The organism is Bacillus sp. 0209A (assembly GCF_036765095.1).
GTDB lineage: Bacteria > Bacillota > Bacilli > Bacillales > Bacillaceae > Bacillus > Bacillus subtilis_G.
In genome coordinates this window covers 350,165-368,771 of sequence record NZ_JBAIZV010000001.1, presented here as the reverse complement: position 1 = coordinate 368,771, position 18,607 = coordinate 350,165, and the positions used below count along the sequence as shown (strand labels likewise).

General features: G+C 45.3%; 20 protein-coding genes. 19 read left to right on the top strand and 1 reads right to left on the bottom strand.

The genetic code is table 11. The features are described 5' to 3' along the window. The 9 genes from fmt to spoVM all read left to right on the top strand — a co-directional run bounded on the left by fmt (window position 1) and on the right by spoVM (window position 8,528). Window positions 1-954, top strand: a complete 954-nt coding sequence (gene fmt, locus V6D44_RS01420; protein WP_087992097.1) for a methionyl-tRNA formyltransferase — start codon at window positions 1-3, stop codon at window positions 952-954. Continuing rightward, entirely contained in the window at window positions 941-2,284 is a 1,344-nt protein-coding gene (gene rsmB / locus V6D44_RS01415) for a 16S rRNA (cytosine(967)-C(5))-methyltransferase RsmB (protein WP_333516231.1), read from the top strand. Before fmt ends, rsmB begins: the two co-directional genes overlap by 14 nt. Window positions 2,285-2,286: 2 nt before the next feature. Beyond that, a complete protein-coding gene (rlmN, locus tag V6D44_RS01410; protein ID WP_087992095.1) occupies window positions 2,287-3,378 on the top strand; it encodes a 23S rRNA (adenine(2503)-C(2))-methyltransferase RlmN in 1,092 nt (363 codons plus the stop codon). 6 nt (window positions 3,379-3,384) lie between these two features. Continuing rightward, window positions 3,385-4,149 (top strand): protein-serine/threonine phosphatase PrpC, encoded by a 765-nt coding sequence (gene prpC / locus V6D44_RS01405; protein WP_087992094.1) that lies wholly within the window; start codon window positions 3,385-3,387, stop codon window positions 4,147-4,149. Further along, window positions 4,143-6,089 carry a serine/threonine protein kinase PrkC gene (gene prkC, locus V6D44_RS01400; RefSeq protein ID WP_087992093.1) on the top strand — a complete coding sequence of 649 codons (1,947 nt, stop codon included), beginning with the start codon at window positions 4,143-4,145 and terminating at the stop codon, window positions 6,087-6,089. The genes prpC and prkC overlap by 7 nt, the downstream gene beginning before the upstream one ends. A gap of 14 nt (window positions 6,090-6,103) precedes the next feature. Beyond that, complete coding sequence (gene rsgA, locus V6D44_RS01395; RefSeq protein ID WP_087992092.1) at window positions 6,104-7,000, top strand: ribosome small subunit-dependent GTPase A; 897 nt, start codon at window positions 6,104-6,106, stop codon at window positions 6,998-7,000. Between the two features lie 4 nt (window positions 7,001-7,004). Further along, window positions 7,005-7,658, top strand: coding sequence for a ribulose-phosphate 3-epimerase (gene rpe / locus V6D44_RS01390; RefSeq protein WP_202327689.1), 654 nt, complete (start codon window positions 7,005-7,007; stop codon window positions 7,656-7,658). 68 nt (window positions 7,659-7,726) lie between these two features. Beyond that, entirely contained in the window at window positions 7,727-8,377 is a 651-nt protein-coding gene (locus V6D44_RS01385) for a thiamine diphosphokinase (protein ID WP_087992090.1), read from the top strand. Window positions 8,378-8,447: 70 nt separating this feature from the next. Next, on the top strand, window positions 8,448-8,528 hold the full coding sequence (gene spoVM / locus V6D44_RS01380) for a stage V sporulation protein SpoVM (RefSeq protein WP_003221545.1): 81 nt from the start codon (window positions 8,448-8,450) through the stop codon (window positions 8,526-8,528). 72 nt (window positions 8,529-8,600) lie between these two features. Here spoVM and rpmB read toward each other — a convergent pair whose 3' ends face one another. Then, a complete protein-coding gene (rpmB, locus tag V6D44_RS01375) occupies window positions 8,601-8,789 on the bottom strand; it encodes a 50S ribosomal protein L28 (RefSeq protein WP_003221548.1) in 189 nt (62 codons plus the stop codon). Between the two features lie 279 nt (window positions 8,790-9,068). Between rpmB and V6D44_RS01370 the strand changes: the two genes are divergently transcribed. The 10 genes from V6D44_RS01370 to acpP all read left to right on the top strand — a co-directional run bounded on the left by V6D44_RS01370 (window position 9,069) and on the right by acpP (window position 18,574). Continuing rightward, complete coding sequence (locus tag V6D44_RS01370) at window positions 9,069-9,431, top strand: Asp23/Gls24 family envelope stress response protein (RefSeq protein ID WP_087992089.1); 363 nt, start codon at window positions 9,069-9,071, stop codon at window positions 9,429-9,431. A 15-nt stretch (window positions 9,432-9,446) separates the two neighbouring features. Further along, window positions 9,447-11,108: a DAK2 domain-containing protein gene (locus V6D44_RS01365; RefSeq protein ID WP_087992088.1), complete on the top strand. Its 1,662-nt coding sequence runs from the start codon at window positions 9,447-9,449 to the stop codon at window positions 11,106-11,108. A 138-nt stretch (window positions 11,109-11,246) separates the two neighbouring features. Beyond that, window positions 11,247-11,909, top strand: a complete 663-nt coding sequence (gene sdaAB, locus V6D44_RS01360; RefSeq protein ID WP_087992087.1) for an L-serine ammonia-lyase, iron-sulfur-dependent subunit beta — start codon at window positions 11,247-11,249, stop codon at window positions 11,907-11,909. Window positions 11,910-11,932: 23 nt separating this feature from the next. After that, the gene (sdaAA, locus tag V6D44_RS01355; protein ID WP_202327688.1) at window positions 11,933-12,835 is read left to right on the top strand and encodes an L-serine ammonia-lyase, iron-sulfur-dependent, subunit alpha; all 903 of its coding nucleotides are present in this window, start codon (window positions 11,933-11,935) and stop codon (window positions 12,833-12,835) included. Further along, window positions 12,813-14,861, top strand: a complete 2,049-nt coding sequence (gene recG / locus V6D44_RS01350; protein WP_253269085.1) for an ATP-dependent DNA helicase RecG — start codon at window positions 12,813-12,815, stop codon at window positions 14,859-14,861. The genes sdaAA and recG overlap by 23 nt, the downstream gene beginning before the upstream one ends. 108 nt (window positions 14,862-14,969) lie before the next feature. After that, on the top strand, window positions 14,970-15,536 hold the full coding sequence (gene fapR, locus V6D44_RS01345; RefSeq protein WP_087992084.1) for a transcription factor FapR: 567 nt from the start codon (window positions 14,970-14,972) through the stop codon (window positions 15,534-15,536). A gap of 13 nt (window positions 15,537-15,549) precedes the next feature. After that, complete coding sequence (gene plsX, locus V6D44_RS01340) at window positions 15,550-16,551, top strand: phosphate acyltransferase PlsX (protein WP_087992083.1); 1,002 nt, start codon at window positions 15,550-15,552, stop codon at window positions 16,549-16,551. Between the two features lie 18 nt (window positions 16,552-16,569). After that, entirely contained in the window at window positions 16,570-17,523 is a 954-nt protein-coding gene (fabD, locus tag V6D44_RS01335) for an ACP S-malonyltransferase (protein ID WP_202327687.1), read from the top strand. Further along, window positions 17,516-18,256: a 3-oxoacyl-[acyl-carrier-protein] reductase gene (fabG, locus tag V6D44_RS01330; protein WP_087992081.1), complete on the top strand. Its 741-nt coding sequence runs from the start codon at window positions 17,516-17,518 to the stop codon at window positions 18,254-18,256. Before fabD ends, fabG begins: the two co-directional genes overlap by 8 nt. Window positions 18,257-18,340: 84 nt before the next feature. Continuing rightward, window positions 18,341-18,574 (top strand): acyl carrier protein, encoded by a 234-nt coding sequence (gene acpP, locus V6D44_RS01325; RefSeq protein WP_003154310.1) that lies wholly within the window; start codon window positions 18,341-18,343, stop codon window positions 18,572-18,574. The last annotated feature ends 33 nt before the right edge of the window (window positions 18,575-18,607 follow it).

The following is an 18,607-nucleotide window of genomic DNA, read 5'->3' as shown; positions in this document are numbered from 1 at the left end:
ATGACAAGAATCGTATTTATGGGAACGCCTGATTTTTCAGTTCCTGTTTTAAGAAACATGATAGAGGACGGATATGAAGTAGTGGGGGTCGTCACACAGCCGGACCGTCCGAAGGGCAGAAAAAAAGTGCTGACACCTCCTCCGGTCAAGGAAGAGGCATTGCGTCACGGCATCCCGGTTCTTCAGCCTGAAAAAGTCAGATTGACAGAAGAAATCGAGAAAGTGCTGGCATTTAAGCCTGACCTTATTGTAACCGCAGCATTCGGACAAATTTTGCCGAAGGAGCTTCTCGACAGCCCAAAATACGGCTGCATTAACGTTCACGCGTCTCTTTTGCCGGAACTGCGCGGCGGAGCTCCGATCCATTACTCCATTCTGCAGGGAAAGAAAAAAACAGGTGTTACCATTATGTATATGGTAGAAAAATTAGATGCGGGCGATATGATTTCAAAAGTGGAAGTGGACATTGAAGAAACCGACAATGTCGGAACGCTGCATGATAAATTAAGCGCGGCTGGCGCGAAGCTATTGTCTGAAACCGTTCCAAACGTCATTGCCGGCAGCATATCACCTGAAAAGCAGGATGAAGAGAAAGCGACATACGCGCCTAACATCAAAAGAGAGCAAGAGCTGATCAATTGGTCTAGAACAGGTGAAGAGCTTTACAACCAAGTCCGCGGCTTAAATCCTTGGCCTGTGGCCTATACGACCCTTAATGGACAAAACTTGAAAGTGTGGACGTCGAAAAAAACACCCGCACCAACAAAAGCCGAGCCCGGCACAGTCGTTGCGATTGAAAAGGAAGGGATTATAGTAGCCACAGGTAACGGCACGGCCTTGTTATTAACCGAACTTCAGCCGGCCGGCAAAAAACGCATGAAAGGCGAGGACTTTGTGCGCGGCGCTCATGTTGAAGCAGGCGATATGTTAGGAGTAAACAATGAAAAAAAATAGTGTTCGTGATATCGCCCTTGAGGCGCTGATCAAACTAGAACAAAACCAGGCTTACAGTAATCTGCTCCTGAAGTCGGTCATTAAATCAAATGAACTGAGCGATCAGGACAGAGGTCTTTTGACTGAACTTGTCTACGGTACATTGCAAAACAAGATCGCGCTCGATTATATGCTCAAACCGTTTGTTAATAAGCCTCAAAAAGTAAAGCCGTGGGTGATTCAGCTTCTTCGTCTATCCTTATATCAAATGGAGTATTTGGAGAAGATACCAGACAGGGCTGCTATTCATGAAGCGGTCGAAATTGCTAAAATCCGAGGACACAAAGGCATTGCTTCATTCGTCAACGGCGTACTTCGTTCCATTCAGCGCGAAGGTGTTCCAGCCTTTGACACCATTGAAGACCCTGTCCGCCGGCTGGCGACAGAGACAAGCCATCCGGAATGGCTCGTGAAAGAATGGGCCGTTGCGTATGGATTTGAAGCAGCTGAAAAGATTTGCCGCATCCACCTCATTCCGCCGAAGCAGACATTGCGTGTCAACCAAATGAAAGCGGACAGAACGGATTTGCTTGATCAAATGGCAGCTGAGGGAATCGACGTTGAAAAAGGCGACCTCGCTGAAGACGCTGTGAAGCTCCTAAAGGGAACAATTGTTGGAACTCATTTCTTCCAAAACGGTGAAGTGTCCATCCAGGATGAGAGCTCCATGCTCGTCGCCCGCGCCCTTGATCCTAAGCCCGGTGAAACGGTGCTTGACGCATGTGCGGCGCCTGGCGGAAAGTCGGCTCATATCGGCGAATTGATGGAGAACAAGGGAAACGTTACGTCGCTTGATCTTCACAAACATAAAGTGAAGCTGATCAAAGAAGCGGCAGACCGGCTTGGCCTTACGATCATTCATGCGGAAACAATGGATGCGAGAAAAGCAGGAGAAACGTTTGAAAACGAACAGTTTGACCGGATATTGGTAGATGCCCCGTGCTCAGGTTTTGGTGTCATCCGAAGAAAGCCGGACATGAAATACACGAAAAAGCCTGATGACAGCGCACGGCTTGCTGAAATCCAACTGTCGATCTTGGCGGAAATCGCACCATTAGTAAAAAAAGGTGGCACTCTTGTCTACAGTACGTGTACAATGGACCGGACAGAAAATGAAGAAGTCATACATGCGTTTATACAAGAACATCCTGATTTTGAACCCGATTTGTCTCTTGAAAAGCGGCTGCCCGAAAAGGCGAGACCCTTTGTTCGGGAAGGAAGGGTGCAAATCCTTCCTCATTATTTCGGAACAGATGGTTTCTTTATTTGCAGCATGAGAAAGAAGGGATAACAATGGCAGAAATGAAAAAAACGAAAGATAGAAAAGAATTGCGGACAGAGCGTCCGTCTATTTATTCTTTAGAATTAGATGAAATCAAACAATGGCTGACAGACAACGGAGAGAAACCGTTCCGCGCGGCACAGATTTTTGAATGGCTATATGAAAAACGGATATCTTCTTTTGAGGAAATGACAAACCTGTCAAAGGATCTGCGTGAGAAATTAAGCACTCATTTTGTGTTAACAACGCTGAAAACGGCCGTTAAACAAACCTCTGAAGATGGTACAATGAAGTTTTTATTCGAACTTCATGACGGTTATACAATCGAAACCGTTTTAATGAGACATGAGTATGGTAATTCTGTATGTGTAACGACACAGGTTGGCTGCCGCATTGGCTGTACATTCTGCGCTTCGACGCTTGGAGGCTTGAAACGAAACCTTGAAGCGGGTGAAATTGTCGCTCAAGTCGTCAAAGTCCAAAAAGCTCTTGATGAGACGGATGAACGAGTGAGCTCTGTCGTGATCATGGGGATCGGTGAACCTTTTGATAACTTTGATGAAATGCTCGCTTTCTTGAAAATCATTAACCATGATAAGGGCCTCAATATCGGCGCGCGCCACATTACAGTTTCTACAAGCGGGATCATCCCGAAAATTTACGAATTCGCTGATCAGAAAATGCAGATTAACTTTGCGATTTCTCTGCATGCGCCGAATACAGAAATCAGAAGCCGTTTGATGCCGATTAACAGAGCGTATAAGCTGCCTGAATTAATGGAAGCTGTTAAATATTATATTAACAAAACGGGACGCCGTATCAGCTTTGAATACGGGCTGTTCGGGGGCGTAAACGACCAGGTCGAGCACGCTGAAGAACTTGCCGACTTGCTGGAAGGAATTAAATGCCACGTGAACTTGATTCCGGTAAACTACGTGCCTGAACGGGACTATGTGCGTACACCGCGTGACCAGATTTTCGATTTTGAAAAAACGCTGAAATCCCGCGGAGTTAATGTCACAATCAGAAGAGAGCAAGGCCATGACATTGACGCAGCCTGCGGTCAGCTTCGCGCGAAGGAGCGTCAAGACGAGACGAGGTGATGAGGGTTGTTAACAGCCTTAAAAACAGATACAGGAAAAATCCGCCAGCATAACGAAGATGATGCGGGGATATTCAAAGGGAAAGACGAATTTGTATTAGCGGTTGTCGCTGATGGCATGGGCGGCCATCTTGCTGGAGATGTTGCGAGCAAGATGGCTGTGAAAGCCATGGGGGAGAAATGGAATGAAGCGGAGGCGATTCCAGTTGCGCCCGCAGAATGTGAAAAATGGCTCATTGAACAGATTCTGGCGGTAAACAGCAAAATATACGATCATGCCCAAGCCCACGAAGAATGCCAAGGCATGGGGACGACGATTGTATGTGCGCTTTTTACGGGGAAAACGGTTTCTGTTGCTCATATAGGTGACAGCAGATGCTATTTGCTTCAGGAGGACCATTTTTTTCAAGTGACAGAAGATCATTCGCTTGTAAATGAGCTGGTACGCACTGGAGAGATTTCAAGAGAAGACGCTGAACATCATCCGCGAAAAAATGTGCTGACGAAGGCACTCGGAACAGACCTGTCAGTAAGTATTGACACACGTTCTTTTGATATCGAACCCGGGGACAAACTGCTTCTATGTTCTGACGGACTGACGAATAAAGTGGAAGGCACTGAATTAAAAGACATCCTGCAAAGCGATTCAGCTCCTCAGGAAAAAGTAAACCTGCTTGTGGACAAAGCCAATCAGAATGGCGGGGAAGACAACATTACAGCAGTTTTGCTTGAGCTTGCTTTACATGTTGAAGAGGGTGAAGATCAGTGCTAATCGGCAAGCGGATCAGCGGACGTTACCAAATTCTCCGCGTCATAGGCGGCGGGGGAATGGCCAACGTGTATTTAGCTGAGGATATGATTCTAGACCGTGAAGTCGCAATCAAAATCCTGCGGTTTGACTATGTGAATGACAATGAGTTTATCAGGCGTTTCCGGAGAGAAGCCCAATCCGCATCAAGCCTCGATCACCCGAATATCGTCAGCATTTACGATTTGGGTGAAGAAGATGATATTTATTATATTGTCATGGAGTACGTTGAGGGCATGACGCTTAAAGAATACATAACAGCAAACGGGCCGCTTCACCCTAAAGAAGCGCTGAACATCATGGAGCAAATTGTCTCAGCCATCGCTCATGCCCATCAAAATCAGATTGTTCACAGAGACATTAAGCCGCATAACATTTTGATTGACCACATGGGAAATATCAAAGTGACGGATTTCGGAATTGCGACGGCACTAAGTTCGACCACAATCACCCATACCAATTCTGTGCTGGGCTCAGTGCATTACTTATCACCTGAACAGGCGCGGGGCGGTTTGGCAACAAAAAAATCGGATATTTATGCGCTTGGAATCGTTCTTTTCGAGCTTTTAACCGGCCGTATCCCGTTTGATGGAGAATCGGCAGTCAGCATCGCCTTAAAGCATCTTCAGGCGGAAACTCCTTCGGCGAGAAGGTGGAATCCGTCAGTACCCCAAAGCGTAGAAAACATGATCCTAAAGGCAACTGCCAAAGATCCTTTTCATCGCTATGAAACGGCTGAAGACATGGAAGCTGATATCAAAACAGCTTTTGATGCCGACAGACTCAATGAAAAGAAATTTATGATTCAAGAAGATGAAGAAATGACAAAAGCGATTCCTATCATTAAAGATGAAGAGCTCGCTAAAGCTGCTGGCGAAAAAGAAGCCGAATTGACACCCAGCAACGAAAATAAAACAAAGAAAAACGGCAAAAGAAAAAAGTGGCCGTGGGTTTTGCTCACGGTTTGCATCGTATTCATCACGGCGGGAATTCTTGCTGTCACTGTTTTTCCGTCGCTTTTTATGCCTGAAGATGTCAAAATACCTGATGTCTCCGGAATGGAATACGAAAAGGCGGCAGACATCTTGGAAAAAGACGGTTTGCAGGTTGATTCTGAGGTTTTGGAAATCTCAGATGAGAAAATTGAAGAAGGCCTGATGGTAAAAACGGATCCTAAAGCGGATTCTACAGTCAAAGAAGGCGCAACGGTCACGCTTTATAAAAGCACCGGAAAAGCTAAAACGGAGATCGGTGATGTTACAGGCCAAACGGTCGATCAGGCAAAAAAAGCGTTGAAAGACCAAGGTTTTAAACATGTCACAGTGAATGAAGTGAATGATGAGAAAGACGCGGGCACTGTCATTGAACAGAATCCGTCAGCAGGGACTGAGCTTGTGCCGAGTGATGATCAAGTCAAACTCACAGTCAGTATCGGGCCTGAAGACATTACGCTTAGAGACTTGAAAACTTACAGTAAAGAAGCAGCGTCTGGATATCTGGAAGACAACGGACTGAAGCTGAAAGAAAAAGAAGCATACTCAGATGACGTTCCAGAAGGGCAGGTTGTCAAACAAAAACCAGCAGCAGGAACGGCAGTAAAGCCGGGAAACGAAGTGGAAGTGACATTCTCTCTCGGACCTGAGAAAAAACCTGCGAAAACAGTGAAAGAAAAGGTCGAGATCCCCTACGAGCCAGAAAATGAAGGGGACGAGCTTGAAGTACAAATCGCTATTGACGATGCGGATCACAGTATCTCTGACACTTACGAAGAATTTAAGATAAAAGAGCCGACTGAACGAACGATCGAACTGAAGATTGAATCCGGCCAGAAAGGGTACTATCAAGTGATGGTAAACAATAAAGTCGTCAGCTACAAAACCATTGAGTATCCGAAAGATGAATAACAAGGAGGGAAAATATGCCTGAGGGCAAAATTATTAAGGCGCTTAGCGGCTTTTACTATGTACTGGATGAATCAGAGGATTCAGATAAAGTGGTACAATGCAGAGGAAGAGGCATTTTCAGAAAGAACAAAATTACCCCTCTCGTCGGCGATTACGTTGTGTATCAGGCTGAAAATGACAAAGAGGGATATTTGTTAGAAATTAAAGAAAGAACCAATGAGCTGATCAGGCCGCCAATTTGCAACGTTGATCAAGCGGTCCTTGTTTTCTCAGCGGTTCAGCCTTCTTTCAGCACGGCATTGCTCGACCGCTTCCTGGTTCTCGTTGAGGCTAATGATATTCAGCCAATTATATGCGTTACAAAAATGGATCTGATTGAAGATCAAGATACAAAAGATACGATACAAGCCTATGCAGAAGACTATCGGAATATTGGTTATGACGTGTATCTCACCTCCTCTAAGGACCAAGACACTTTGGTGGATATCATCCCGCATTTTAAGGACAAAACAACGGTGTTTGCGGGTCAGTCCGGTGTTGGAAAATCCTCGCTCCTCAACGCAATCAGTCCGGAGCTCGGTTTAAGAACAAACGAGATTTCCGAACATTTGGGCCGCGGGAAACACACTACCCGCCACGTAGAGCTGATTCATACGTCCGGAGGCTTGGTTGCGGATACGCCGGGATTCAGCTCGCTTGAATTTACAGACATTGAGGAAGAAGAGCTGGGCTATACCTTCCCTGATATCAGAGAAAAAAGCTCTTCATGCAAATTTAGAGGCTGCTTACATCTAAAAGAACCGAAATGTGCAGTGAAACAAGCTGTTGAAGACGGGGAATTAAAGCAGTACCGCTACGACCATTATGTTGAATTTATGACGGAGATTAAAGACAGAAAGCCGAGGTATTAGCATAATGATAAAGGTTGCACCATCTATTCTTTCCGCTGATTTTGCCGCTTTAGGCAATGAGATTAAAGATGTAGAAAAGGGCGGAGCCGATTGTATTCACATTGATGTCATGGACGGGCATTTTGTCCCCAATATCACGATCGGTCCGCTGATTGTAGAAGCTGTACGGCCGGTAACAGATTTGCCGCTTGATGTTCATTTAATGATAGAGGAGCCGGATCGTTACATCCCTGCTTTCGCTAAAGCGGGCGCAGATATCCTGTCTGTACATGTTGAGGCATGTCCGCATCTGCACCGTACCATCCAGCTTATTAAAGAGCAAGGCACAAAGGCCGGTGTTGTTCTGAACCCGCATACACCTGTACAGGTCATCGAGCATGTTTTCGACGACCTCGATCTTGTTCTTTTAATGACGGTGAACCCGGGATTTGGCGGGCAGAAATTTATTCATTCCGTCCTTTCTAAAATAAAAGAAGTTAAGCGAATGGCGGATGAAAGAGGAAAAAAAGATCTGTTGATTGAAGTAGACGGCGGCGTCAACAAAGAAACCGCTCCGCTAGTTATTGAAGCGGGCGCAAATTTACTCGTTGCCGGTTCAGCTGTTTACGGCCAGCCTGACCGTAAAAAAGCGATTTCTGAAATCAGAGGAAGTAAATAAAAAGCAAAAAAAGAGCTGGGCATACAACGCCTAAGCTCTTTTTCCTGTATCAGAGAAAGGAATCAAAGATGAAGACAATCAATATCGTTGCGGGAGGCCCTAAAGATCTCATTCCCGATCTAACTGGCTATACGGCTACGGCTGAGGACGTACTTTGGATCGGTGTTGACAAAGGCACCGTCAATCTTTTGGATGCCGGTATCATTCCTGATGAAGCTTTTGGAGATTTTGACAGCATAACAGAGCAAGAACGCCGCCGAATTGAAAAAGCGGCTCCCGCACTCCATGTGTATCAATCAGAAAAAGATCAGACAGATTTGGACCTCGCCCTTGATTGGGCGCTGGAAAAGCAGCCTGATATGATTCAGATTTTCGGCATTACAGGCGGCAGAGCTGATCATTTTTTAGGAAATATTCAGCTTCTGTACAGAGGTGTAAAAACGAATATAAAAATTAGGCTGATAGACAAACAAAATCATATTCAAATGTTCCCTCCTGGTGAATATGATATGGAGAAGGATGAAAACAAGCGATATATCTCCTTCATACCGTTTTCCGAAGAAATACATGAGCTGACACTGAACGGTTTTAAATATCCGCTAAATAAATGTCATATTACGCTCGGTTCAACACTATGTATTAGTAACGAACTCATTCATTCACGAGGTACTTTTTCGTTTGCAAAAGGCATATTAATAATGATAAGAAGCACGGATTAGCATGTGCTTTCATTCATTTGCTAAAATCAATGAACAGGCGGTTACGGTACGTTATAGGAGGGGACAAAAAATGAAATTTTACACCATTAAATTGCCGAAGTTTTTAGGAGGAATTGTCCGGGCGATGCTGGGCTCATTCAGAAAAGATTAAAGCCCAGGGGTTCAAAGCCCTCTTTCACCACATAAAAACGCCTGCCACATATCGGGGCAGGCGTTCATTTTGTTATACACGCTCAACTTTACCTGATTTTAAAGCTCGAGCAGATACATATACTTTTTTAGGTTTTCCGTTCACAAGGATACGAACCTTTTGAAGATTCGCGCCCCAAGTGCGCTTAGAAGCGTTCATTGCGTGAGAACGGTTATTCCCAGCTGTTGTTTTTTTACCTGTGATAACGCATTTACGTGCCATTTGTTTCCCTCCTCACTTGCACAAAACATCTACTTTTTAACATTTCATATAATCTTAGATGCTTTCGATATGGATACTTTAAATAATTTACCACAGCTAAAAAACGTTTGCAACTATTGTTTCAACATCTTTCAAGAAAATTCACTTGACATCTTGCGGAAACAGCGGTGCTATAGTATATGTAGAGGGACAGGCAGCGACAGCCGGGTCTTTTCTTTTCATAATGGAAACCATATAGTAGAATAGCTGTAACTCTATGCATTCGAAGGAGGAACTAGTGTGTCCATTGAATTAAGAACGAAGTACGGGCAGATTGATATATCTAATGAAGTCATTGCGATGGTTGCAGGTGGCGCGGCGATTGACTGTTACGGCATTGTCGGTATGGCCTCTAAAAATCAGATTAAAGACGGACTGACTGAAATCCTTCGGAAAGAGAATTTCAGCAGAGGTGTCCAAGTTCGCCAAGAAGGAGAACAGATACATATTGATATGTATATCATTGTCAGCTATGGCACGAAAATTTCTGAAGTGGCACATAATATCCAAACAAAAGTAAAGTACACAGTAAATCAAACCATCGGACTGGCAGTGGACTCTGTTAATATTTATGTCCAAGGCGTCCGAGTGACGAACCCGTAGTTAGGAGGAGTAGGATTGTCTATTAGAACATTAGACGGCAGAACTTTTGCCGGGATGATTCTCGCGGGAGCGCAGAATCTGTCTCAAAACGCGAGTGCAGTTGATGCGCTGAACGTGTTTCCGGTGCCGGACGGCGATACGGGAACAAACATGAACCTGTCAATGACTTCCGGAGCAAGAGAAGTGGAGCAAATGGATACGGATGATATCGGTAAGGTAGGCTCTGCGTTATCTAAAGGACTGCTCATGGGAGCACGCGGAAATTCAGGAGTGATCCTGTCCCAATTGTTCCGTGGATTCAGTAAAAGCATTGAATCAAAAAAAGAAATAAATGCACAAGAGTTTGCCGCTGCGCTGCAAGCGGGTGTTGACATGGCTTATAAAGCTGTCATGAAACCTGTAGAGGGCACCATTTTAACAGTTGCAAAAGACGCTGCGAAAAAAGTGATGGCTCTGGCAGAAAAAGAAACCGATATCACAGCGCTGATGACTGCAGTGACTGAAGAAGCAGAAGCGTCTTTAAACCGGACCCCTGAATTGCTTCCTGTCCTGAAGGAAGTAGGAGTCGTCGACAGCGGCGGCAAAGGCCTGCTTTGTGTGTATGAAGGTTTCCTTGCTTCATTAAAAGGTGAGGCTGTGCCTCAAAAAGCTGTTCTTCCGTCACTTGACGACATGGTCAGCGCAGAGCATCATAAGAGCGCGCAAAGCGTGATGAATACCGAAGATATTGAATTTGGTTTTTGTACGGAAGTGATGGTTAGACTCGATCAGGCAAAACGAGAATTCGACGAAGGCACGTTCAGACAAGATCTCAGCCAGTTCGGTGATTCTCTGTTAGTCATTGCGGATGAATCGCTGGCGAAGGTTCATATTCATGCGGAAGAACCGGGAAACGTATTAAATTATGCCCAGCATTACGGTGAATTGATCAAAATTAAAATAGAAAATATGAGAGAGCAGCATACCTCCCTCATCAGCCAGGAAAGCAAACCTGCTGACAACGAAAAACCGCCGGCAAAACAGCCGTATGGCATTGTGACTGTGGCGATGGGAGAAGGTATTTCCGATTTATTCAAAAGCATCGGCGCTTCTGTTGTGATTGAAGGCGGGCAGACCATGAACCCGAGCACTGAGGATATTGTCGATGCCGTGAAATCTGTAAATGCGGAAACAGTGTTTATCTTACCGAATAACTCCAACATCATCATGGCGGCTAATCAAGCGGCTAGTGTAATGGGTGAACAGGTTTTTGTCATTCCTGCCAAAACGGTTCCGCAAGGGATGTCAGCCCTGCTGGCATTTAATCCGGATCAAGAAGCTGAAGCGAACGAAGCCAATATGCTCAGCGCCATTCAGCAAGTAAAAAGCGGGCAGGTGACGTACTCAGTCAGAGATACCCATATTGACGGCAAAGACATTAAAAAAGGCGACTTTATGGGAATTCTGAATGGCACGATTATCGGCACTGCTGAAGATCAGCTGTCAGCCGCGAAAATGCTGCTGTCAGAAATGATCGGAGAAGACGACGAAATTGTCACCATCCTATATGGTGAGGATGCGTCTCAGGAAGAAGCTGAGGAGCTTGAAGCGTTCCTAAGTGAAAAGTACGAGGAGATTGAAGTTGAGATCCACAACGGAAAACAGCCGCTGTATTCGTATATAGTTTCTGCAGAATAGAAGGGCGATTCGCCCTTCTATTCTTATTTCTGCTTTTAAGTGCGGCAGCGCTGTGACGCGCCCGCTTGCCATTTTATATATGATCAATTAGTCTAGAAGCAAAGCGCTTATAAGCTCTGGTTCATAAGGAGGAATAGCATGAAATACAGAAGCGTTTTTGATATTATCGGACCCGTTATGATTGGTCCGTCCAGCTCGCATACGGCGGGAGCGGCGAGAATCGGGAGAGTGGCCAGAAGTTTATTTGGCAGAGAGCCTGAGCGCATCATCGTATCCTTTTACGGCTCTTTTGCGGAAACGTATAAAGGCCACGGCACAGATGTCGCGATTATCGGCGGATTGCTGGATTTTGACACATTCGACGAACGAATTAAAACCGCTATACAAATTGCAGAAGATAAAGGAATTGATATAGAGTTTCGGGTTGAAGACGCTGTCCCCGTCCATCCGAATACAGCCAAAATCACCATATCTGATGAAAAGGGAGAGCTTGAGCTGACGGGTATTTCGATTGGCGGAGGAAAGATTGAAATCACAGAATTAAACGGTTTTGAACTACGGCTGTCAGGAAATCACCCGGCCATATTAGTTGTTCATAATGACAAGTTTGGCACGATTGCCGGTGTTGCCAATGTCCTGGCGAAATTTTCAATCAACGTAGGCCATATGGAAGTAGCCCGAAAGGATATCGGCCAGCTTGCGCTGATGACAATAGAGGTTGATCAAAATATCGATGAGCATGTTCTCGACGAACTGTCGAAGCTGCCGAATATTATTCAAGTGACAAAGATTGCTGACTAGCGAAAGGTCAGGAGGAGCCAGTTATGTTTCGTAATGTAAAGGAATTATTAGAGATTACAAAAGAAAAGCAAATATCCATCTCTGATGTGATGATCGCTCAAGAGATGGAAGTAACAGAAAAAACAAAAGAAGAGATTTTTCAGCAGATGGATCACAACCTGTCTGTTATGGAAGCAGCGGTTCAGAAAGGACTCGAGGGAGTTACGAGCCAAACAGGCTTAACAGGCGGGGATGCCGTTAAATTGCAGGCCTACATTCGGTCAGGCAAAAGCCTGTCTGGCCCGCTGATTTTAGATGCTGTATCGAAAGCTGTTGCAACAAATGAAGTAAATGCAGCCATGGGTACCATCTGTGCGACACCGACTGCTGGTTCTGCTGGTGTGGTGCCAGGCACATTATTTGCTGTAAAAGAAAAGCTGAACCCAACAAGAGAACAAATGATCCGCTTTTTGTTTACGTCCGGCGCTTTCGGATTTGTCGTGGCCAATAACGCAAGTATTTCCGGCGCCGCAGGAGGGTGTCAGGCAGAAGTTGGATCAGCCTCAGGCATGGCGGCTGCGGCTATTGTTGAAATGGCAGGAGGAACACCCGAACAAAGCGCGGAGGCCATGGCCATTACATTAAAAAATATGCTCGGGCTCGTGTGCGATCCTGTAGCGGGGCTTGTTGAAGTGCCGTGTGTGAAACGGAATGCGATGGGCGCGTCAAATGCGATGATTGCTGCTGATATGGCATTGGCGGGCATTACAAGCCGCATTCCATGTGATGAGGTTATTGATGCCATGTATAAAATTGGCCAAACGATGCCCACTGCACTTAGAGAAACAGGTCAGGGCGGTTTAGCAGCAACACCGACTGGCAGAGAATTAGAGAAAAAAATTTTCGGAGGAGCGCTAGGTTCACGTGAAACAACATCAGCAAACTAGTATAGCTAACATTAAGGGCATTGGGCCGGAAACAGAAAAAACATTACATGAACTCGGTATTTATGACACTTCTGATCTTCTGAATTATTTCCCTTATCGCTATGATGACTACGAGCTGAGGGATTTAGAAGAAGTGAAGCATGATGAAAGAGTCACAGTCGAAGGGAAGGTTCATTCAGAGCCTTCTCTTACCTATTACGGAAAAAAACGAAACAGGCTGACATTCAGGATTCTTGTCGGCCGCTATTTAATCACTGCCGTATGTTTTAACCGGCCTTATTTGAAGAAAAAGCTTTCGCTGGGCTCTGTCGTGACGATTTCCGGTAAATGGGACAAGCACCGCCAAACCATCTCTGTTCAGGAGTTGAAAAACGGGCCGCACCAAGAGGATAAAAGCATTGAACCAGTGTATTCTGTGAAAGAAAATGTTACCGTCAAAATGATGAGACGCTTTATTCAGCAGGCGCTGACCCAGTATGCAGACTCGCTTCCGGATCCTCTTCCGGAAAAGCTAAAAACACGCTATAAGCTGCCGGACTATCAGCAGGCGTTAAAAATGATGCATCAGCCTGAAACAAGAGAAGCGTTAACGCTTGCAAGACGCCGGTTTGTTTATGAGGAATTTTTGTTGTTTCAGTTGAAAATGCAGGCGTTCCGAAAGGCGGAAAGAGAGCAGACTCAAGGGATACGGCAGCGTTTTTCAAACGAAGAACTCATGAGATTTATCAATAGCCTTCCGTTTCCTCTCACTAACGCCCAGTCGCGCGTGCTTCGCGAAATAACAGCAGACATGTCTTCTCCATACAGAATGAACCGTCTTCTTCAAGGAGACGTCGGATCAGGAAAAACGGCAGTCGCGGCCATTGGGTTGTATGCTGCGATCCTGTCCGGATACCAGGGGGCGCTCATGGTGCCGACAGAGATTCTGGCCGAGCAGCATGCTGATTCGCTCGTTTCACTATTTGAAAAGTGGAATGTCAGCGTCGCCCTTTTGACAAGCTCTGTCAAAGGGAAGCGGCGAAAAGAACTGCTTGAGCGTCTTGCCGCGGGAGAGATTGATATTCTTGTAGGAACCCACGCTTTAATTCAGGATGAGGTGGAGTTTAAGGCGCTGAGTCTCGTCATTACAGATGAACAGCACCGATTTGGAGTTGAGCAACGTAAAAAACTTCGGAACAAAGGGCAGGATCCCGATGTTCTTTTTATGACAGCCACTCCAATCCCAAGAACGTTAGCCATCACAGTGTTCGGTGAAATGGATGTATCTGTCATTGATGAAATGCCGGCGGGACGAAAACAGATCGAAACCTATTGGGTAAAACATGACATGCTGGATCGTATTTTGGCATTCGTCGAAAAAGAATTAAAACAGGGCAGACAGGCTTATATCATCTGCCCGCTGATTGAAGAATCAGACAAACTTGATGTGCAAAACGCTATTGATGTGTACAATATGCTTTCTGACATTTTCCAAGGGAAATGGAATGTCGGCCTGATGCACGGAAAGTTGCATTCCGATGAAAAAGATCAGGTCATGAGAGAGTTTAGTGCGAATCACTGTCAAATCCTCGTATCAACCACTGTTGTTGAGGTTGGCGTGAATGTTCCAAATGCAACCATTATGGTGATTTATGACGCCGACCGTTTCGGACTGTCACAGCTTCACCAGCTGCGCGGCCGTGTCGGACGGGGAGAGCATCAATCGTTTTGCATTCTGATGGCCGATCCTAAATCAGAAACAGGGAAAGAGCGGATGAGAATTATGTCCGAGACCAATGACGGCTTCGAGTTGTCTGAAAAGGACCTGGAACTGAGAGGCCCGGGAGATTTCTTCGGTAAAAAACAAAGCGGAATGCCTGAATTCAAGGTGGCGGACATGGTTCATGATTACAGAGCGCTTGAAACGGCAAGGCAGGATGCTGCGAATCTTGTGGCTTCTGACGCGTTCTGGAACGAGCCGGAATACGGTGTGCTGAGAGAGCGATTACTGACGAGCGGAGCAATGGACGGGGAAAAATTAAGCTAGTTACCAGAAGTTTTCGGTGTTCAGCAAGAAACAATCGTTGCATTCCAATCTATGAAATTATATACTACTATTAGTACCTAGTCTTAATTGTCCGGATGGTGTTTAGACATGAGAAGAAATAAGAGAGAACGCCAGGAATTACTTCAGCAGACGATACAAGCAACCCCCTTTATTACAGATGAAGAATTAGCGGGTAAATTCGGGGTGAGCATCCAGACAATTCGTTTGGACCGCTTAGAGCTATCGATACCGGAGCTGAGAGAAAGAATTAAGAACGTTGCAGAGAAAACGCTTGAAGATGAAGTGAAATCCCTGTCACTGGACGAAGTTATCGGAGAAATTATTGACCTTGAGCTGGATGATCAGGCGATATCCATTTTAGAAATCAAACAGGAGCATGTGTTCAGCCGGAATCAAATTGCGAGAGGACACCATTTGTTTGCACAGGCGAATTCTTTGGCTGTGGCCGTTATTGATGACGAGCTGGCACTGACTGCAAGCGCAGACATCCGCTTTACAAGACAGGTAAAGCAGGGAGAACGTGTTGTAGCGAAAGCGAAAGTGACGGCGGTCGAAAAAGAAAAAGGAAGAACAGTTGTCGAAGTGAACAGCTATGTTGGCGAAGAAATTGTTTTTTCTGGACATTTTGACATGTACCGTTCAAAACAATTATAAAGGTGGAGCATGCATGAGAATAGCTGTAGATGCAATGGGAGGAGACCACGCTCCCAAAGCTGTTATTGACGGAGTTTTAAAGGGTATAGAGGCATTTGATGATCTCCATATCACACTTGTCGGTGACAAAACAACGATAGAATCACATTTAACAACAACACCAGATCGCATCACGGTGCTGCACGCAGATGAAGTGATTGAGCCTACGGATGAACCGGTCCGCGCTGTGCGAAGAAAAAAGAACTCATCTATGGTCCTTATGGCGCAGGAAGTTGCGGAAAACAGAGCTGACGCCTGCATATCAGCAGGAAATACCGGCGCGTTAATGACAGCCGGTCTGTTTATTGTCGGCAGAATTAAAGGGATTGACCGTCCGGCGCTTGCCCCGACGCTTCCGACCATTTCAGGAGATGGATTTCTTCTCCTTGATGTCGGCGCCAATGTCGATGCCAAGCCGGAGCACCTCGCCCAATATGCCATCATGGGTTCTGTTTATTCTCAGCAAGTACGCGGTGTCACTTCACCGAGAGTCGGGCTTTTAAATGTCGGAACAGAAGATAAAAAAGGAAACGAACTGACGAAGCAGACGTTTCAATTATTAAAAGAAACAGCTAATATACATTTTATCGGAAACGTGGAAGCGCGAGACCTTTTAGATGATGTGGCGGATGTTGTAGTAACAGACGGCTTTACCGGGAATGTTACACTCAAAACGCTGGAAGGTTCTGCGTTGTCTATTTTTAAAATGATGAAGGAAGTCATGACGTCTAATTTAACATCAAAGCTCGCGGCAGCTGTGCTGAAGCCGAAGATGAAAGACATGAAAATGAAAATGGAGTATTCGAATTATGGCGGAGCAAGTCTATTTGGCTTAAAAGCCCCTGTGATCAAGGCGCACGGCTCTTCAGATTCTAATGCTGTATTTCACGCGATTCGTCAAGCAAGAGAGATGGTCAGCCAAAATGTGGCTGCGCTCATTCAGGAAGAAGTAAAAGAAGAAAAAACAGATGAGTAGTCTGGAGGTTTTTACATCATGAGTAAGATTGCATTTTTATTCCCGGGTCAGGGATCACAATTTATCGGCATGGGGAAAGAGCTTTATGAGCAGGTCCCTGCTGCAAAGCGTCTCTTTGATGAAGCGGATGAAACATTGGAAACAAAACTCAGTTCGCTGATTTTTGAAGGTGATACTGAAGAATTAACACTTACATATAATGCACAGCCTGCTTTGCTGACGACAAGCATTGCTGTTCTTGAAAAATTTAAAGAATCAGGCATTACACCTGATTTTACAGCAGGACACAGCCTTGGTGAATATTCCGCACTGGTTGCGTCTGGCGCACTGTCTTTCAAAGATGCTGTTTATACCGTCAGAAAACGCGGAGAGTTTATGAATGAAGCAGTGCCGGCTGGCGAAGGAGCCATGGCTGCGATTCTCGGCATGGATGCTGAAACATTAAAGCAAGTAACCGATAAAGTGACGGAGGAAGGTCGCCTTGTCCAGCTTGCGAATCTCAACTGCCCCGGACAAATCGTCATTTCCGGAACAGCTAAAGGGGTAGAGCTTGCATCTGAACGGGCAAAAGAGAACGGTGCAAAACGTGCGATTCCGCTTGAAGTAAGCGGCCCGTTCCATTCTGAACTAATGAAGCCAGCAGCTGAAAAGCTGAAAGAAGTATTGGACTCCTGTGACATAAATGACGCTGACGTTCCGGTCATCTCAAACGTTTCTGCTAATGTCATGACTGATAAAGCAGAAATCAAAGAGAAGCTCATTGAGCAGCTCTACTCTCCGGTTCGTTTTGAGGAAAGCATTAACAAGCTGATTGCAGAGGGTGTTACGACTTTTATTGAAATCGGCCCCGGAAAAGTGCTTTCAGGCCTTGTGAAAAAAGTAAACAGACGCTTAAAAACAATTGCTGTATCAGATCCGGAAACGATCGAGCTGGCAATTCAAACGCTTAAGGAGGAGAATGAAAATGCTTAATGACAAAACAGCTATTGTCACTGGCGCATCCCGCGGAATCGGCCGCTCAATCGCCCTTGACTTGGCAAAAAGCGGCGCAAACGTTGTCGTGAACTACTCCGGCAATGAAGCGAAAGCTAATGAAGTAGTCGATGAAATCAAATCATTGGGCAGAAAAGCAATTGCTGTCAAAGCGGATGTATCAAATCCCGAAGATGTACAAAACATGATAAAAGAAACGCTGTCTGTTTTTTCTGCGATTGACATTTTAGTTAATAACGCCGGAATTACAAGAGACAATCTCATCATGAGAATGAAAGAAGATGAATGGGATGACGTCATTAACATTAACTTAAAGGGTGTTTTCAACTGCACGAAAGCTGTTACAAGACAAATGATGAAACAGCGTTCAGGCCGTATTATTAACGTGTCGTCTATCGTAGGTGTCAGTGGAAATCCTGGACAAGCAAACTACGTGGCCGCAAAAGCCGGCGTGATCGGTTTAACAAAATCTTCTGCCAAAGAGCTCGCAAGCCGCAATATTACGGTAAATGCGATTGCGCCTGGATTTATCTCAACTGATATGACAGATAAGCTAACAAAAGATGTTCAAGACGAAATGCTGAAACAAATTCCGCTCGCGCGATTTGGCGAACCTGGCGACGTCAGCAGCGTTGTCACGTTCCTTGCTTCTGAGGGAGCTCGTTATATGACAGGCCAAACGCTTCATATTGACGGCGGAATGGTGATGTAAGTTTTTTTCTCGAAAATTTCATCATAGTTTCTCTAGTTTTTTAAAAACGAATCCACTATAATACTTGAGGGGAGGTGAATTGCTATGGCAGATACATTAGAGCGTGTAACGAAAATCATCGTAGATCGCCTTGGCGTTGATGAAGCAGACGTCAAACTTGAAGCTTCTTTCAAGGAAGACTTAGGTGCTGATTCCCTAGATGTAGTTGAGCTTGTTATGGAACTTGAAGACGAGTTTGATATGGAAATTTCTGACGAAGATGCTGAAAAGATTGCAACAGTCGGCGACGCTGTGAACTACATACAAAACCAGCAATAAGCTGATGCTAAAAGTCCCGCCGAAACGCGGGGC

What these genes read in the sequence shown, in the direction of transcription:
- fmt (WP_087992097.1), top strand. Translation starts at nt 1, where the DNA reads ATGACAAGAATCGTATTTATGGGAACGCCTGATTTTTCAGTTCCTGTT.
- rsmB (WP_333516231.1), top strand. Translation starts at nt 941, where the DNA reads ATGAAAAAAAATAGTGTTCGTGATATCGCCCTTGAGGCGCTGATCAAA.
- rlmN (WP_087992095.1), top strand. Translation starts at nt 2,287, where the DNA reads ATGGCAGAAATGAAAAAAACGAAAGATAGAAAAGAATTGCGGACAGAG.
- rsgA (WP_087992092.1), top strand. Translation starts at nt 6,104, where the DNA reads ATGCCTGAGGGCAAAATTATTAAGGCGCTTAGCGGCTTTTACTATGTA.
- rpe (WP_202327689.1), top strand. Translation starts at nt 7,005, where the DNA reads ATGATAAAGGTTGCACCATCTATTCTTTCCGCTGATTTTGCCGCTTTA.
- V6D44_RS01385 (WP_087992090.1), top strand. Translation starts at nt 7,727, where the DNA reads ATGAAGACAATCAATATCGTTGCGGGAGGCCCTAAAGATCTCATTCCC.
- spoVM (WP_003221545.1), top strand. Translation starts at nt 8,448, where the DNA reads ATGAAATTTTACACCATTAAATTGCCGAAGTTTTTAGGAGGAATTGTC.
- rpmB (WP_003221548.1), bottom strand. Translation starts at nt 8,789, where the DNA reads ATGGCACGTAAATGCGTTATCACAGGTAAAAAAACAACAGCTGGGAAT.
- sdaAB (WP_087992087.1), top strand. Translation starts at nt 11,247, where the DNA reads ATGAAATACAGAAGCGTTTTTGATATTATCGGACCCGTTATGATTGGT.
- sdaAA (WP_202327688.1), top strand. Translation starts at nt 11,933, where the DNA reads ATGTTTCGTAATGTAAAGGAATTATTAGAGATTACAAAAGAAAAGCAA.
- fapR (WP_087992084.1), top strand. Translation starts at nt 14,970, where the DNA reads ATGAGAAGAAATAAGAGAGAACGCCAGGAATTACTTCAGCAGACGATA.
- plsX (WP_087992083.1), top strand. Translation starts at nt 15,550, where the DNA reads ATGAGAATAGCTGTAGATGCAATGGGAGGAGACCACGCTCCCAAAGCT.
- fabD (WP_202327687.1), top strand. Translation starts at nt 16,570, where the DNA reads ATGAGTAAGATTGCATTTTTATTCCCGGGTCAGGGATCACAATTTATC.
- fabG (WP_087992081.1), top strand. Translation starts at nt 17,516, where the DNA reads ATGCTTAATGACAAAACAGCTATTGTCACTGGCGCATCCCGCGGAATC.
- acpP (WP_003154310.1), top strand. Translation starts at nt 18,341, where the DNA reads ATGGCAGATACATTAGAGCGTGTAACGAAAATCATCGTAGATCGCCTT.